This window comes from Leucobacter sp. Psy1 (assembly GCF_020096995.1).
Taxonomy (GTDB): domain Bacteria; phylum Actinomycetota; class Actinomycetes; order Actinomycetales; family Microbacteriaceae; genus Leucobacter.
In genome coordinates this window covers 2,152,203-2,167,592 of the sequence record NZ_CP083692.1, presented here as the reverse complement: position 1 = coordinate 2,167,592, position 15,390 = coordinate 2,152,203, and the positions used below count along the sequence as shown (strand labels likewise).

Genomic DNA, 15,390 nt, shown 5'->3' with positions numbered 1-15,390 from the left:
GCGTCGAGCGCTCAGGCCTCGTGGCCGTGCTCGGTCATTCGGAGCACCGAATCGAGGATCGCGGCGAGCCAGTCGTAGACCAGCACCGTGCCCCGCGTGTCCTCGTGCTGCAGGAGCTGCGCGTGGTCGTCCTCGCGCTCGAGCCCGACGCGGGCGGCGATGGCGAGGCGCAGGGAAGTCAGGGTGCGTACCCAGGTGGGCAGGGTCTCCGGAGTGATCTCGAGTTCCACTGGGGTGCCGGCGTCCTCGCTCGCGCCCAGGCCGATGGCCGTTGTGACGTCCATGGCGTCCTGCAGCTTCCGGTTGAGGAGGCCCTGCTCGGTGACGCGGCGGAACTGCGAGGCCTCGTCGTCATCCTCGTAAGCGCTCGGGAAGAGCCTGGCCAGTGCTGGGTCGGCCGGTTGCTCGTCCGACCCTCCGACTTCCAGGCTGGCGAACAGGGGGTCGGGGTCGAGCGCCGTGCCGCTGTGGCTCTGCAGGAGCTCGATGAGCTGCCCGACGAGCTGGTCGAGGAGTCCGGCCTCGTCGGCGTCCAGACTGAGGCGCAGCGCGCCTCCGGGGAGCGGGAGGAGTCTCACCCGACGCCCCCTTGCCGCACGGTGGCCCAGAGTCCGTACCCGTGCATCGCCTCGACGTGGAGCTCCATCGCCTCGCGACCGCCCTCCGCGACCACGGCGCTGCCTGCGGTGTGTACCCGCATCATGAGTTCGTCGGCTCGCTCGCGCGTCATGCCGAAGTGCGTGCGGAAGACGTAGGAGACGTACGACATCAGATTGACCGGGTCGTCCCAGACCACTGCCTGCCACGGCTGCTCCTCCTGAGCCTCGAGCTGTTCTGCGCGGTCAGGTCTGAGCCGCGTGTCCGCCATCATCCCCACCCCAGCTCGTGGATGCGTTCTTCCGAGATGCCGTAGAAGTGGGCGATCTCGTGCACCAGCGTGATCCTGATCTCGGCGACGAGCGTGTCGCGATCCTCGCAGTGGGCGAGGAGGTTCTTCCGGAACAGGATGATCCGGTCCGGCTCTTCGCCGAATCCGTATGCCTCGCGCTCGGCGAGCGAGAAGCCCTCGTAGCTGCCGAGGATCGCGCTCCCGTCCTCGGGCTCGTCCTCGACGAGGAAGATGACGTTGTCGAGCTGCTCCATCATGTCGTCGTGCAGCGAATCGAGGCCCTCGGCGACAAGAGCCTCGAACTCCTCGGGTGGCACATCGAGCATGATTTCAGCCTACACAGCGGCGCCGATGAGTGTCACCCGCCGAGTCGCCGCGCGATTCGCACGGGCCCGTCGCATGGGCTATGATGGTGGAGTTGTCCCGCGGCCCGTTCCGCGTGACAGACATGGTGGCTATAGCTCAGTTGGTAGAGCACCGCGTTGTGGTCGCGGGGGCCGCGGGTTCAAGTCCCGTTAGCCACCCCACATACGAAAGGCCCCGGCTCAGCGCCGGGGCCTTTCGTCGTTGTGGGCTCCCAGCCAGTCACCCCGAGCGTCGCGCGATGTCGGCCGGCGTGTAACTGGCGAGGGGGTTCCTGCCGAGCGCCTGCCGCGCCGCAGCTACGAGCAGGTGCCGGGTGTGCGTCGCTTTCCCCGCGCGGACGATGCGTGTGCGGAGGCGGTAGGCGTCGGTGTAGGCGATGCGCGGCGCCCAGACGGGGGACCGGCGTCGTCGGGACACTCGTGCGGTGAGGTGCAGGAACGCTTGGGTGCTCCCGATCGCTGACGCGAGGTCGACGCCGGCGGAGATGGAGGGGAGCGGGGCGGGGGCCGCGCCGTGCTCACCGATCACGGCGCGGAGCGAACGCAGATCGGTGTACGCCGGGATGTATGGCAGGCATCGTGCGAAATCGACCCCTCCCTCGGCGATTTCGTCGAGCGGAGCCTCCGACGAGAACCCCATGAAGCGTTCGAATGTCCATGACGATTCCGGTGCGAAGGAGGTAACCTGCGCAGCGAATCCGACGTTCATGACGAGCAGGTCGGGGATTCCCTGGTGGCGTGCGCGGCGGGCGATGAGCGAACCGATCTCGGGTCTCGTGAGCTCGGACTCGTCGAGCACGAGCGAAGCACCGAGCATGAACTCCTCGACGTTCTCAGGGGTGACGCCCGACAGGAAGGTCGTGATCTCAGCCTCGGGATTGATGTCGAGCACCCGGTCGCGGAAGACCTCGGCTTTCGGGCGACCGCAGGTGGACACCGCGGCGCCCTCGACGCGGTTGATGTTCTCGAGTTCGAAGACCTCGGGATCCGCGATCCGGAACCGGCTCACGCCCATCCGAGCGAGCTTGAGGCCGAGCTGGAATCCGTCGCCGCCGACGCCGGCGATCGCCACGCAGGAGTCGGTCAGCGCGCGCTGTTCGTCCTCGCTCCAGAAGCCGTAGTTGCGCGAGAACTCCGGAGACGCGAGGGAGCGCGCCATCACGAGGCCCGGGCGGTGCGTGAGCGGCGGACGGCCCGGCCGAAGTGGGTGAGCGACGGTTCGGCTGCCCGGTACGCGTCGATGCACCCCCCGTTCCTGAGATCGACCTGTTCGGCGGAGCCCGCGAGATCGATCTCGATCGGGAGGTTGAAGTCGAGGTAGTGCTCGACGTATCGGGGTTCACCGATGCGGGAGATGGAGATGATGCCCTGAAGATGACGCTCGAGCCACGGTTCGATGATGGCGAAGGTGCGACCGAGGTCGTGATTCGCGATGTACGCGAGCATGACGGCGAATAGGTGCCACTGGATCAGGTCCTGCACCACCGCCGTCTCGTGCCTAGCGATGACGCGGGAGACCTCGACACTGCGCGCATCGAGCGGTACCGAGGTGAAGGAGTCGGGGCAGAAGTCCTCGACCGGCAGCGGTGTGCCCTCGCCCCTGATGATGAGACGCGAGACGCCGACGACGCGGACCCCCTCCTCGTGGTTCTCGAAGATCGCGAATGCGACGGACCGGGCGTCGTCGGCGTCGCGGTCGGTCCCGTCCTCCTGAATATCGCTCTCATCGAGCTGGCCAGTCTGATCGACGTAGACCTTCCGTCGGAGGAAGAAGTGCGCGTGGTATTCAGCCGCGAGTCCGGGCATCGGCACGTCGTTCACCGCGATGAGACCGCAGGCGAATCGGGTGTCGGGGGAGTCTGCGAATACGGTGGAGGAGAGGACGGGAATGACGTCTCGGTTCGTGACGGTGCGATCGATGTGTGACAACGACGGGTTCCTTCTGAGTGAATGCTGCCGAAGGGGCGCGGAGCGGCGGATCCGCGGGCGGGCGGGTGCGGTCTCATTGTGCACCACGAGCGACGTGAACGGTCGCTGGACGCGCGCGAGCGCATCATTTCGTTCGGATATGTCTCGCCTCCCGACTGCCACGTTGGTAGCATGAAGCGATCACGCAGGCCTGAGAGGAGCGATGGTGCCCGAAGACACTTGGCGAGCGAGCGGTCGGGGGTCCCGCACGGGGTCGGACGACGTCCGGGCGCGGATGCTGCGCAGTGCCATCGACCACGTCGAGTCGGTCGGCCTGACGCTCGGCGTGGGTGATGCGGTGGTGCAAGGCCTGGCCCGCGACGCCGGTGTCTCCCCCCGGCAGTTCGCCCAGCTCTGGCCCTCATCGGAGCACTTCCTTGCCGACGTCTTCTGCGAGCTCGCCGACCAGGCGAGGATCGACCGCGCGGACTCGGAAACGCTGCTGACGACCTGGCAGTATCTCAGCATGCGGACCGAGGATCTGCGCTCGCCCGAGGGACGGAGGCGGGTGCTCATCGACATCATCAGGACCGCGGCGGAGTACAACTTCGACGTCGTCACGGCATCGGGCAAGTGGCGCACCTACGCGGCGCTCTCGACGACGATCATGTCGTGGCCGGACGAAGCGGTGCGCGCGAGGATCCTCGACGCCCTCCGTGCCAGCGAGCTCGCGTTCGCCGAGACGATGGAGAGTTTCTACCGGAACGTGCTGCCGACGGTCGGCTACCGATTGAAGCCGGTCTACCACGGCGATTATCAGCCGTTCGTCGTTGCCGCAGCATCGGTGATCGAAGGGCTCGGGATCGTGCGGACGACGGTTCCGACGCTCGTCGAGGCCCGCTTCGATTTTCCGGTGGGTGAGGGAACCGAGGCCTGGTCGGTGGCCTCTCTCGCCTTCGTCGGCGTCGTGGACGCTTTCATCGAACCCGACCCCGCTTTCGTGCCTGAAGAGGCGATCGCTCGCCTGAGCTCAGGCGTCGACGTCACGCCGAGGTCGCAGGCCGATCAGCACTTCTGACGCGTCGTTCCGCTCCTGGAGTACGGCGGAACCTCTCCTAGAGCGGTTCAGCTGACGACGGCCTGTGCACCCCGCTGCTGGAGGCGATCGCGGGTGAGTGCGAAGGAGAGCGGGCGGCCGAAGTGGAAACCCTGCGCGCTTGCGGCCCCGAGCCTGCGCATGACCTCGACCATGGCAGCGGTCTCGATCCCCTCGACGACCATGGTGTAGCCGAGGTTGTCGCTGAACCCCTGGAGCGCTTTCACCACTTCTCGCTGCCTCGCGTCATTGAGGTTGTTGATGAGGCTCTTGTCGATCTTGAGGATGTTCATCGGGAAGTGGACGAGGGAGCCCACCGAGGAGTCGTCGGAGCCGTAGTCGTCGAGGGCGATGACGATCCCGGCGGCCTGCAGCGCCTCGGCATCTCGGCGCAGCTGGTCGGTGGCCGAGCGGAGCGAGCGCTCGTTGAGCTCGATGCACAGTGAGACGTCTGGATGGGCTCCGGCGGCTTCGCGGACGAACGACCCCAGTTCCCGCTCGCTGATCTGCCCGAGTTCCAGGTTGACCGTCATGCAGTCGATGCTCGGCACGATGGTGCGGAACGACTCAGCGGCCTCCAACGCCTTCGTCACCACCTGCCGGGTGAGCTCGTTCATGAGTCCGAGGCTCTTGGCCCTGGCCACGAGCGACGGTGGCGAGATCGGGCCGAGTTCGGGATCGACGTAGCGCACCAGCGCCTCGAACGCCCAGATCTCTCCGCGTTCGAGGTCGACGATCGGTTGAAAGGCGAGCGAGAGCCTGTTGTTTTCGATCGCACGCGCGACGATCTCGTTCGTGCGTGTGGATCGGTGCGTGGACAGCCCGACGCTGCTGCCGTGGTGCGCACCATCCGCGTCACGCGACCGCTTGATCTGCAGCATGGCGCGGTCGGCGTCTTCGACGAGCGTCTGAGCGTTGATTTCCCGGTGACTCGAGAAGGCCAGGCCGGCGCTGACGACCGGCCGCAGCTGCTTTCCCTCGATCATGAGTCTCTCGCTCAGCGCGTCGACGATACGGTCAGCGTTGGCCTTCGCCTGGTCGATGGAGTCGAGGTCGGTGAGGACGACGACGAATTCGTCGCCGCCGACACGGGAGACGAAGTCGCCGCCGCCGGCCGTCCGTTTCAACCGTTCGGCGACCGCTCGCAAAATCTCGTCGCCGGCGCGGTGGCCGAAGCTGTCGTTGAGCTTCTTGAAGTTGTCGAGGTCGATGAACAGCAGCGCGATCCCCTCGCGATACGGTCGGTGCTCGTTCGCTTCGACGAGTGCGCGCTGGAACGCCCCGTAGTTCGGGAGGCCCGTGAGCGGATCGCTGTTCGCGCGTTGCTCGAGCGCATTGACCTGGTACTGGATGCGCGCCGTCTCGCTGGCGACGTGCGCAAGCGTCGAGAGCGCCCGTTCGTCGTCTCTCGTGAACGAGGCGCCTCCGATTTTCCGGGCGGCGATGACGTAGCGCTCGATCTCGTCGCCGAGGAATACGGGGGTTCCGATCTCTGCCCCTTCAGGGGCACGGTCGAGGATCTCGACGTCGAGCGCGTCCACGATCGATTTCGCGCGGTCGCGGAGCGCTGAGACGAGCGAGTCCCCGGACTCGAGCGGCAATTCGACGGCGGCGTCCACCACGGCGCTGAGTCGATACTCCACGTCGGTGTATGCGTGGCGGCGTGCGAGCATGTAGCAGATCGCCGCGGCGAGGAGCACGATGAACGGCGCGAGATCGGCGTCAGGGTCGTTCTCGAGCCAGGGGATGACGACCGCATGGCTCACGTTCATCGCTGTCGTCGCGAGTGTGACGAGCAGGACGACGGTCATGACCCGCTTTGCGCTGAGGGAGAACCGCCACCCCTCGCTGTGGAACGGTGCGTCCAGCCGATATCGGACGAACTCGCCAAGGAGGAAGACGAAGTAGTAGGCGCATGTCGCGAGCAGGAGCTTCGGGAGCGTCCAGAGCACATCGTCGGGGAGCTCCGCCTGAACCGAGGTGAACGCCAGCGCGGAGAGCGAGCCGAGGCCGGCGATCTGGAGCGCGTGGAGGGCATTCCGGCGAACGACGAGCTGCGAGACCACGATGCCGATCGCCCAGACCCCGACGCCGACGAACGGTGAGATATCGGGGTGAGGGATGGCGAGCATAATGACGGCGACCCCCACCAGCGGGAACCCGGGGGAGGGCCCGACGCGCACCTGCATCGGCGCGCAGATGATCACGCTGCCGATGATGGTGAGCATGAGCGTCCAGGACTCCGGTGGACTCGCGAAGAGGCCGGCCAGCGCAGACGAGATGATCGCGATGGCGAAGACGATGAACGCGAAGCCGAAGATCACGCCCCGCTTCGTCGCCCGGTCGTGTCTGACCACCATGCCTCTTCCTCTGTCGCGGAGAGATCCGCGTCATGACGCCGGTCTCGAACCTGAGAGGTGTTCATTATGACATGACCTGTCTCGATCAGAGCAGCGCCGCGGCGGGCCGCCTCATTCGGCCACAGCTGCCCCGATAGCCTCACCGAGTGCCCGGGCGCCGGTCTCGGAAGGGTGCACTCCATCCGAGGTCATGTCGGGTTGGAATCGATCCCCGCTCCTGAGTGGGTCGGCCGCATCGACCCACTCCCAGCCCTGCTCCCCGGCGAACGACCGGAGAAACGCGTTCAATTCCGTAGTGCTCTCCCTGGCGTGATCGTTGGGCGGCACCGAGGACAGAATCACTCGGTCGATTCCCACCGCATCGACGATCTCGAGCAGACTGGCCCCGGTGTCATCGTGCGATCGCGTGGACACGTCGTTGGTGCCGGCGAGCACGACGAGCACGTCGGCGTCGAAGGGCCCTGAGATGGCGTCGGCCATGCGCTCGGTGGTCGCACCCCACTCAGCCCAACCGCCGACGAACTCGACTTCGGGGCCTGCGGCGTAACTCGTCCAAGAGAGTGGCCCGGGAACGCCGTCGTTCAGGTCACGGCTGTCGCCCGCGGTGATCGAATCGCCGACGACGGCCATCCGCACAGCCTCGGCACGGGCCGGGGTTTGCGGTGGCGGGTCGCTCGGTTCTGGCGGCGCGGTACAGGCGCTGACCGCGAACGCGATTCCGGCGACCAGCGTCACGGCGAGTGGACGTCGTCCCATATAGCCAGCGTAGGGGAACCCGCCACGGGCGTACACTGTGACGGCCGCACACCGTGTCGAACCGCCCGAGGAGGCGCCGATGACTTCTTCCCGCAGCAGCCGCGCACCGCTCAGGCGACGCGATGCGAGTCGCAGACGGGCGCAGGGAGGTCGTGCTCCCGAGTCGGCCCGGTCGTCTCGGATCACCCGCTACGTGCGCGACGGCGTGGTCGAGACCGCACCGGACGACGCCGCGGTGACGGACGGGCTCGCATTCGCCGCGGCGGGAACCGACCGCATGACGGTGTCGCTCTACCCATCGCCGACCGAGGCGGACATCCGGGAGCTCGCTGACGCCTGGGACCTCCATCCGATCCTCGTCGACGACCTGCTGCACGCCGGCCAGCGGCCGAAACTCGAGCGGTACGGCGACGTCCTCTTCATCGTGGTGCGCTCCGCCTGGTACATCGATGAGCGCGAGGACGTGGACTTCGCCGAGTTCCACCTCCTCGTGCGCGCGGGAGCCGTCGCGGTGCTCTGCCCCGATCGCAGGTGGATCGACGGAACGCCCGGATCCGCAACGGAGTCGTTCGCGATCGGAGCATCGGATCGGCGTGAGCAGACCCTCCTCGCCGACGAACAGGTCCTCAGACTCGGACCCGAAGCCGTCGTCTACCGCCTCCTCGATGCGATCGTCGACGGCTACGTCCCAGTGCTGCAGGGACTCGGGACCGACAAGGAGCAGGTCGAGCGCCAGGTGTTCAGCGGCGACGACGGGGTCGCCGAGCGCATCTACAGGCTCAGCCAGGAGGTCATCGACCTGCAGCACGCGACGTCGTCGCTCTCGGAGGTCGTCCTGTCGCTGAATCGCGGATTCGGCAAATACGACGTGCCCGAGGAGCTCAGAGCGTATCTCGGCGACGTCTCGGACCATCTCGCGCGCGTCAGCGTGCGCGCATCCGAGTATCGCGAAGCGCTCGCGCAGATCCTGAGCGTCAACGCCACGCTCGTGGCGCAGCGGCAGAACGAGGATATGAAGAAGATCTCGGGCTGGGCGGCGGTGCTCTTCGCTCCGACCCTCATTGCCGCTGTCTACGGCATGAACTTCGACGAGATGCCAGAGCTGCACTGGGCGTTCGGCTATCCGATGGCGGTGGGGCTCATGGCAGGGTTCGCCGGCCTCCTCTTCGGGCTCTTCAAGTGGCGGAAGTGGATGTGAGGTGTGAGCCGGTTGAACCGCGCCCGAGACCGGAGGAAGATGGAGGTGTCAGGTCAGACCCGCAGTAACGAATGAAATTCGGGAGAGCATCCATGGTCACCGTTGCACAGAACATCGTCGACACCCTCGAAGCGAACGGAGTGGAGCGGGTCTACGGCATCCCGGGCGACTCCCTCAACGGATTCACCGATGCGCTGCGGACATCGTCGATCGACTGGGTGCACGTGCGGCACGAAGAAGCGGCGGCCTTCGCCGCATCGGGGGAGGCCGCGACCACCGGAGCGCTCGCGGTGTGCGCCGGGAGCTGCGGCCCCGGGAACCTCCACCTCATCAACGGTCTCTTCGATGCGCAGCGCTCGCGCGTGCCGGTGCTCGCCATTGCGGCGCAGATCCCGAGCGACGAGATCGGGTCGAACTACTTCCAGGAGACGAAGCCGACGGAGCTCTTCCGCGACTGCTCCGTCTACGCCGAGCACGTGTCGACGGCGGAGCAGATGCCCCGTGTGCTGCGCATCGCCATGCAGGCCGCGATCGAGAAGCGCGGTGTCGCGGTCGTCGTGATCCCCGGAGACGTGGCGCTCGCCGACGCGGTCGATACGACGGTATCGACGCTCACTGACAACGATCCGCGGGTCATCCCCGCGGTGAAGGATCTGGAACGGGCGGCAGACCTGCTGAACGGTGCGAAGAAGGTGACGATCCTTGCAGGCGCAGGTGTCGCGGGTGCACACGACGAGGTCGTCGCGCTCGCCGACGCGCTCGCTGCGCCGGTGGTCCACGCGCTGCGCGGGAAGGAGTGGATCGAGTACGACAACCCCTTCGACGTCGGCATGACCGGACTGCTCGGCTTCGCCTCCGGCTATCGGGCTATGGAATCGGCCGACGCCGTGCTCATGCTCGGCACCGACTTTCCGTACCCGCAGTTCTACCCGGACGACGCCGTGAAGATCCAGGTCGATCTGCGCGGGGAGAACCTCGGACGACGCACGCCGCTCGACGTCGGACTAGTGGGTGATGTCGGCGATACGGCTGAAGCTCTGCTGCCGCTCCTCGCACCTCGCAAGAGCCGGGCGCATCTCGAGAGCTCGCTCGACCACTACGCGAAGACCCGTCGGCGTCTCGACGATCTCGCGACGCCTGCCGGCGCCGGCAAGCCGATCCACCCGCAGTACCTCGCGCGGCTCATCGACGAGATCGCGGCCGACGATGCCGTGTTCATTCCCGACGTGGGGTCGCCGGTGGTGTGGGCCGCACGCTATCTCACGATGAACGGGCGCCGTCGCCTGATCGGCTCCTTCAGCCACGGGTCGATGGCGAATGCACTGCCGCAGGCAGTCGGCGTGCAGGCGAGCCACCGCGAGCGTCAAGTTATCGCGCTCGCCGGTGACGGTGGCCTCGGCATGCTGCTCGGCGAGCTGCTCACCCTCGACCAGAACGCGCCGCTCCCCGTGAAGATCGTGGTCTTCAACAACTCCTCGCTGAACTTCGTCGAGCTCGAGATGAAGGCGGCCGGCTTCGTGAACTACGGGACCGGTCTCAAGAACCCGAACTTCGCAGCGGTGGCGGAGGCCATCGGCATCCGGGGCGTCCGGGTGAGCGAATCCTCGGAACTCGAGGGCGCACTGCGCGACACCTTGGCGCACGACGGCCCGGCACTGATCGAGGTGATGACCGACCGTCAGGAGCTGTCGATGCCGCCTTCGGTCACGGCCGCCCAGATGAAGGGGTTCACCCTGTACGCACTGCGCACCGTGCTCTCGGGGCGCGGCGACGAGGTCGTCGATCTCGCGAAGACCAACCTGCGTCAGATCCTGTAGCGCCATGACCGCGAACGAGATCGTGCGCCGCGTGCGCGTCACGGGGCGAGTCCAGGGAGTCTCCTTCCGGGCGAGCTGCCGTGACGAGGCGCGATCGCGCGGCGTGACGGGGTGGGTGCGCAACCGGGACGACGGGAGCGTCGAAGCGTTGTTCGCCGGCGATCCCGAAGCTGTCGAGACCATGATCGCGTGGTGTCGATCCGGGCCGAGCGGAGCGCGAGTCGATGACCTCGACGTCGCCGCCGTGGAGCCGAGAGAACTGTCCGCGCGAGAGCGCCCCGAACCCGGGACGCCGTTCGCGGTGCACTGAGCCGAACGCAGAGTCAGGGGAGCAACATGTCAGTACCGGAACAGTCAGGGTTCGCAGATTCCGCCATCGACTGGGGGAGGTTGCGCGCCGGCGCGCGCACGGCGCTCATCGTGCAGGGGGTGCTGAGCCTCATCATGGGCGTCGTCTTCCTCTTCCTCCCGTTCGAGTCCGTCTGGGTGCTCGCGATCTTCTTCGGCGCGTGGATTCTGGTCACCGGGATCTTCGGCGTCATCGGGCACTTCGCGCGCGACCGCGAGCTGCGGTCGGGGTGGGCGCTCGTCTCGGCCATCGCCTCGATCATCGCCGGCATCCTCGTGCTCGTGCTCCCCGGCGTGGCGGCGGTCGCCGTCGTCTACGTGATGGCGTTCTGGGCGATCGTGCTCGGGTTGTTCACGGCCATCGGCTCCTTCCGGCTGCGGAGCCTCGGGGCCGGAGCGTGGTGGGTCGGGCTCATCGCCGGCATCCTCGCGGTGGTCCTCGGCATCATGATGCTGATCAACACGGGTGCTGCCCTCCTCGGGATCGTCTGGCTGATCGGTATCTACGCCATCATCGAGGGCGTCTCCGCGATCGTGCTCGGAGTGAGGCTGCGCCGTTCTGCCGTCGCGTAGGGAGCGCCGATACGCTGAGGAGATGGTCAGCGACGCCCGATCCGATGCCACCCGTCCCCATCCGAGTATCGTCGCGCTCGGAATCGCGGTCCCGGAGACCGTGATCACGCAGGATCGGGTGCGTGACCTGTTCATCGCCCACGCTGCCGATGACCGGCGCTCCGCGCGCATCGTCCGAGCCGTGTTCGATTCGGCTGCCATCGACTCCCGCCGCACCGTAGTTCCCGAACTCGGAGGCGTCGGCACCGGCGCCTTCGTGGACGCCGATTCCGGCCGCATCGGGGTGCCCTCCACCGCCGCCCGGAACGCGAGATACGCTGCTGCAGTGCCCGCGCTCTTCGCCGAGGCCGCAACCGAGGCGCTCGCCGCTGGCGGAGTGCCGACGGCAGTGATCACCCACGTCATCACGGTCTCCTGCACGGGATTCTTCGCCCCGGGGCCGGAGTTCGGGCTCGTGAGAGACCTCGGTCTCCGGCCGAACGTGCAGCGTTACCATCTCGGATTCCAAGGGTGCGCCGCGGCGATCCCCGCTCTGCGCATGGCGTCCCAGTTCTGCGCTGCGGACCCCGCAGCGGCGGTGCTCGTGGTCTGCGCCGAGCTCTGCTCGCTGCACATCCAGGCGTCGACGCACCCCGACCAGCTCGTCTCCTCGGCGATCTTCGCCGACGGAGCAGCGGCCGCGATCGTCTCGGCGAATCCGGAACTCGTCCGCGACCGTCGCCGCCTCGAGTGCGGCGACTTCGACTCCGTCATCGCTTCCGAGGGCGAGAAGGATATGCGCTGGACCATCGCCGACGCCGGCTTCGATATGACCCTGACCGCTGCGGTACCGCGGATCGTGGGTCGCGAGGTGCGTGGAGCGTTGGCGGGGCACGGCATCGTCGAGCATCCTCCCTCGCGGTGGGCGATCCACCCCGGAGGCCGCTCCATCCTCGACCGGGTCGAGTCGGCGCTGGACCTCGGCGACGACGCGCTCGCAGCGTCGCGACAGGTGCTGCGGCGCTTCGGCAACATGTCGTCGGCGACGATACTGTTCGTGCTGCGCGACCTGCTGGCTGCCGCCGACCTCGCCGACGGGGAGCGCGTCCTCGCCGCCGCCTTCGGGCCGGGGCTCACCGTCGAGTCGGCCTCCCTCACCGCCCGGATTCCCGGGAGTGCCGGCCAGTGACGCTCGCCATCCGCGATACAGAGCTCCGCGAGCTCATGGATGCCGCGGACTGCGATCCGATTCGCCTGGATCGCACGCTGCGGCGATTCACGGTTATCAACCGCCTGGTCGGCGGGTGGGGACGCGTCGTTCGCCGGGAGATCCTGCCGCGGCTCGGGGACGCGCAACACTCGGGGATTCCTGTGCGCGTGCTCGACGTGGGCTGCGGAGGCGGCGACGTGCTCCGCCGGGTGGTCCGACGGTTGCGTCGCGCCGGCATCGATGCCTCGGGGGTCGGGATCGACCCCGACCCGCGCGCGATTGCCGTGGCCCGGCGCACCGGCGACCCCTTCGTCTCCTATCGGACCGTGCGCGCCGAAGCACTCGCCGACGCCCTGCCCGAGTCAGGTGAGACGTTCGACGTCGTCATCTCGAACCACGTGCTGCACCACCTGCCAGACGTCGAGCGGCGCGTCTTCTTCACGGCGACGGCATCACTCGCGGCGCGCGTCGCGATCCACTCCGACATCCGCCGGGGTCGAGTCGCCTTCGCCCTCTATGCCGCCCTCGTGACCCCGTTCGCCCCCGGCACGTTCCTCAGGGTCGATGGCCTGCGTTCGATCAGGCGTTCCTACCGGGTGCCCGAGCTCGCGAGCGTCGTCCCGAGCCGGTGGCGGGTGCGCCCGAGCCGGCCGTTCCGTCTGCTCGCGATTCACGAGGCCGTCGGTCATGATGCGTGACCTGCTGATCGTCGGCGCCGGGCCCGTCGGTCTGGCATGCGCGCTCGAGGCCGCCCGCCTCGGCCAGAGCGCACTGGTGCTCGATGCGACGCCAGGCCCCGGGGCGTCGAGCCGCGCGGTGGGAGTGCACCCTGCCGCGCTCGCGGCGCTCGCGCCGAGTGGAGCCGGTGACGCGCTCGCGGCCGCCGCGCGACACGTGCGCCTCGGCGAAGCCCGCGCCCGCGGGCGCACGCTCGGCGTCGTCAGGTTCGGGCGACTGGGCGGCGACTACCCGTTCGTCGCGACGGTGCCGCAGGAGCGCACGGAAGCGATCCTCGGCGAGCGCTGGACCGCTCTGGGTGGCGCGGCGGTGGAGTGGGGGTCGGAGGTGCGGTCCGTGCGGAACGCGCACGACCGGGTGGTTGCCCGCGTGCGCGACGCGTCGGGGGCCACCCGCGAAGAGCACGCGCGCTTCGCCGTGATCGCGACCGGTGCCCGTGGCGTCGACCTCACGGGCCTGCGCGCGCACGTCCGTCAGCACGCGTATCGTGACCGCTACCTCATGGCTGATGTGCCCGATCTCGGTGCGGACGGGGACACCGCCGTCATCCATCTCCACGCCGAGGGCGTGCTCGAATCGTTCCCGCTACCCGGTGAGCGCCGTCGATACGTCGCGTGGGCACGGGACACCGGTCGCAGCAGAGCCGACCCCGAGCAGCTCGGCGATCGCTTGCGCCACGTCGTCGCGACCCGCACCGGTTCCGCGCTCGCCGCCTCGGCCGTGGGGACGGCGTCGGGTTTCGGCGTTCGCCGCACCCTCGTCCCGCGGATGCGGCGGGGGCGTATCGCCGTCATCGGAGACGCCGCGCACGAGGTGAGCCCGATCGGCGGACAGGGGATGAATCTCGGCATTCTCGATGCCGTCACGCTCGCGAGGGTGCTCGGCACGGCCGGGGAGCGCGACGGCGCGCTCGGACCCGACCTCGACGGTGCGCTGGAGCGATGGGCCCGTCGACGTCGCCGAGCAGCGGGGCTGTCGGGACTTCTCGCGGCCGCGAACACGCGCATCGGCCGTCCGCTCGGCGACGCGGGGGATCGCGCAAGGTCCTTCCTGCTCACCGCGATCCTGCGGTCGCCGGCCGAGCGGCTCCTCGCCGCCGCCTACGCGATGCGGTTCGATCCCGACGGCTGAGCCCGCTCTCGATCGAGGTCGCTGCCGACGTTCAGCGCGTGCCTAATCCGGTGAGCGCGAGCTGCACGGCGAGCAGGATCGCCGCCGCCATCACGAGTCGGAATGAGACGCGGGTCTGTATGCCCCGTGCGGCATTCGCCGCGCCCCACGCGCTCAGCCCGATGATGACGAGGGTGAGGCTTACGGCCCACGGGGAGGGAGCGCTTCCGGCATCGAGGGCGCTGCCCCAGAGCACCGCGACAGCGGCGACCGCAACCGTTGCGAAGGCGCTGATCAGCGCTGCGCGCGCGCCGAGCCGGTGCGGGAGACCGCGGATCCCGGTACGAGCGTCGTCTGCAAGGTCAGGGACGACGTTCGTGAAGTGCACCGCGACACCGAACGCCGCGCCGGCGAACGTCGCCCACGGAGGTGCGAACGCCGGATGATCCGCGGAGAGCGTGACGAGCGAGGGGAACAGCCCGAAACTCACGACGAAGGGGACCACCGACACCGGAGACCCCTTGAGACCCGCGTTGTACGACCACGCCGACGTGAGAGTCACCGCGTGCACCACGGCCATCCAGCCACCCAGCGGGAGTGACAGCGCGAGCGCACCCGCCACCGCGATGACGGCTCCGAGCCAGGCGAGCCGGAGGAGTGCGGTGTCGTGCACCAGCGGTTTGTCTGCGCGACCGCTTGCTCGGTCCCGGCGCACGTCGATCGCATCGTTCGAGAGGCCCACGGATACCTGCCCGAGGAATACCGCACAGGCGAGGATCGCGACCCGCTCGACGGGGAGCGCAGCGGCCGCGCCGAGGAGCGCCGCCAGCGCTGTTACGACCAGCGTGGGACCGGGATGCGTGGAGCGCCAGAGCGCGCCGATCACGGTGGTTCGCGAACGTCTGGTCACGTCACCTCGCTCCATCATGTCGGGGATCGCTGAGCCTTCAGGCTAGTGCAGGGCGCCCGCGGTCAGAGGTTGCGTCGCCGAGTCGCGAGAGGGGGAGATCGCCACATCTCGGCGGTCGTGGAGAGGAAGACGC

At 68.3% G+C, this 15,390-nt stretch carries 16 protein-coding genes and 1 tRNA gene; 9 read left to right on the top strand and 8 right to left on the bottom strand.

Annotation, left to right across the window (positions count from 1 at the left end):
• Positions 1 to 11: 11 nt before the first annotated feature.
• The 3 genes from K8P10_RS10270 to K8P10_RS10260 are packed head-to-tail and all read right to left on the bottom strand — an operon-like array spanning position 12 to position 1,215.
• A complete protein-coding gene (locus tag K8P10_RS10270) occupies positions 12 to 578 on the bottom strand; it encodes a DUF2017 family protein (RefSeq protein ID WP_224778833.1) in 567 nt (188 codons plus the stop codon).
• Positions 575 to 868 carry an ATP-dependent Clp protease adapter ClpS gene (clpS, locus tag K8P10_RS10265; RefSeq protein WP_224778832.1) on the bottom strand — a complete coding sequence of 98 codons (294 nt, stop codon included), beginning with the start codon at positions 866 to 868 and terminating at the stop codon, positions 575 to 577. Before clpS ends, K8P10_RS10270 begins: the two co-directional genes overlap by 4 nt.
• Entirely contained in the window at positions 868 to 1,215 is a 348-nt protein-coding gene (locus K8P10_RS10260; protein ID WP_224778831.1) for a metallopeptidase family protein, read from the bottom strand. The genes clpS and K8P10_RS10260 overlap by 1 nt, the downstream gene beginning before the upstream one ends.
• Before the next feature lie 125 nt (positions 1,216 to 1,340).
• On the opposite strand from K8P10_RS10260, the gene K8P10_RS10255 reads away from it, so the two are divergent.
• Positions 1,341 to 1,416: transfer RNA gene (locus K8P10_RS10255), tRNA-His, on the top strand.
• Positions 1,417 to 1,474: 58 nt separating this feature from the next.
• Here K8P10_RS10255 and K8P10_RS10250 read toward each other — a convergent pair.
• Positions 1,475 to 2,413 (bottom strand): ThiF family adenylyltransferase, encoded by a 939-nt coding sequence (locus tag K8P10_RS10250; protein ID WP_224778830.1) that lies wholly within the window; start codon positions 2,411 to 2,413, stop codon positions 1,475 to 1,477.
• A complete protein-coding gene (locus tag K8P10_RS10245; protein ID WP_224778829.1) occupies positions 2,413 to 3,183 on the bottom strand; it encodes a GNAT family N-acyltransferase in 771 nt (256 codons plus the stop codon). The genes K8P10_RS10250 and K8P10_RS10245 overlap by 1 nt, the downstream gene beginning before the upstream one ends.
• A gap of 205 nt (positions 3,184 to 3,388) precedes the next feature.
• On the opposite strand from K8P10_RS10245, the gene K8P10_RS10240 reads away from it, so the two are divergent.
• Positions 3,389 to 4,240, top strand: a complete 852-nt coding sequence (locus K8P10_RS10240) for a hypothetical protein (protein WP_224778828.1) — start codon at positions 3,389 to 3,391, stop codon at positions 4,238 to 4,240.
• Between the two features lie 47 nt (positions 4,241 to 4,287).
• On the opposite strand, the gene K8P10_RS10235 is transcribed toward K8P10_RS10240, so the two are convergent.
• Positions 4,288 to 6,618, bottom strand: coding sequence for a bifunctional diguanylate cyclase/phosphodiesterase (locus K8P10_RS10235; protein ID WP_224778827.1), 2,331 nt, complete (start codon positions 6,616 to 6,618; stop codon positions 4,288 to 4,290).
• 111 nt (positions 6,619 to 6,729) lie between these two features.
• On the bottom strand, positions 6,730 to 7,374 hold the full coding sequence (locus K8P10_RS10230; RefSeq protein WP_224778826.1) for an SGNH/GDSL hydrolase family protein: 645 nt from the start codon (positions 7,372 to 7,374) through the stop codon (positions 6,730 to 6,732).
• Between the two features lie 79 nt (positions 7,375 to 7,453).
• On the opposite strand from K8P10_RS10230, the gene K8P10_RS10225 reads away from it, so the two are divergent.
• The 7 genes from K8P10_RS10225 to K8P10_RS10195 all read left to right on the top strand — a co-directional run bounded on the left by K8P10_RS10225 (position 7,454) and on the right by K8P10_RS10195 (position 14,368).
• Positions 7,454 to 8,572, top strand: a complete 1,119-nt coding sequence (locus K8P10_RS10225) for a magnesium and cobalt transport protein CorA (protein WP_224778825.1) — start codon at positions 7,454 to 7,456, stop codon at positions 8,570 to 8,572.
• A 92-nt stretch (positions 8,573 to 8,664) separates the two neighbouring features.
• The gene (gene poxB, locus K8P10_RS10220) at positions 8,665 to 10,389 is read left to right on the top strand and encodes a ubiquinone-dependent pyruvate dehydrogenase (protein ID WP_224778824.1); all 1,725 of its coding nucleotides are present in this window, start codon (positions 8,665 to 8,667) and stop codon (positions 10,387 to 10,389) included.
• A gap of 4 nt (positions 10,390 to 10,393) precedes the next feature.
• Entirely contained in the window at positions 10,394 to 10,699 is a 306-nt protein-coding gene (locus tag K8P10_RS10215; RefSeq protein ID WP_224778823.1) for an acylphosphatase, read from the top strand.
• 26 nt (positions 10,700 to 10,725) lie between these two features.
• Entirely contained in the window at positions 10,726 to 11,310 is a 585-nt protein-coding gene (locus K8P10_RS10210) for an HdeD family acid-resistance protein (protein WP_224778822.1), read from the top strand.
• A gap of 22 nt (positions 11,311 to 11,332) precedes the next feature.
• Entirely contained in the window at positions 11,333 to 12,478 is a 1,146-nt protein-coding gene (locus K8P10_RS10205) for a type III polyketide synthase (RefSeq protein WP_224778821.1), read from the top strand.
• Complete coding sequence (locus K8P10_RS10200; RefSeq protein ID WP_224778820.1) at positions 12,475 to 13,197, top strand: methyltransferase domain-containing protein; 723 nt, start codon at positions 12,475 to 12,477, stop codon at positions 13,195 to 13,197. The genes K8P10_RS10205 and K8P10_RS10200 overlap by 4 nt, the downstream gene beginning before the upstream one ends.
• Positions 13,187 to 14,368 (top strand): NAD(P)/FAD-dependent oxidoreductase, encoded by a 1,182-nt coding sequence (locus K8P10_RS10195; protein ID WP_224778819.1) that lies wholly within the window; start codon positions 13,187 to 13,189, stop codon positions 14,366 to 14,368. Before K8P10_RS10200 ends, K8P10_RS10195 begins: the two co-directional genes overlap by 11 nt.
• 31 nt (positions 14,369 to 14,399) lie before the next feature.
• Here K8P10_RS10195 and K8P10_RS10190 read toward each other — a convergent pair whose 3' ends face one another.
• A complete protein-coding gene (locus K8P10_RS10190) occupies positions 14,400 to 15,257 on the bottom strand; it encodes a UbiA family prenyltransferase (RefSeq protein ID WP_224778818.1) in 858 nt (285 codons plus the stop codon).
• Positions 15,258 to 15,390 lie beyond the last annotated feature (133 nt).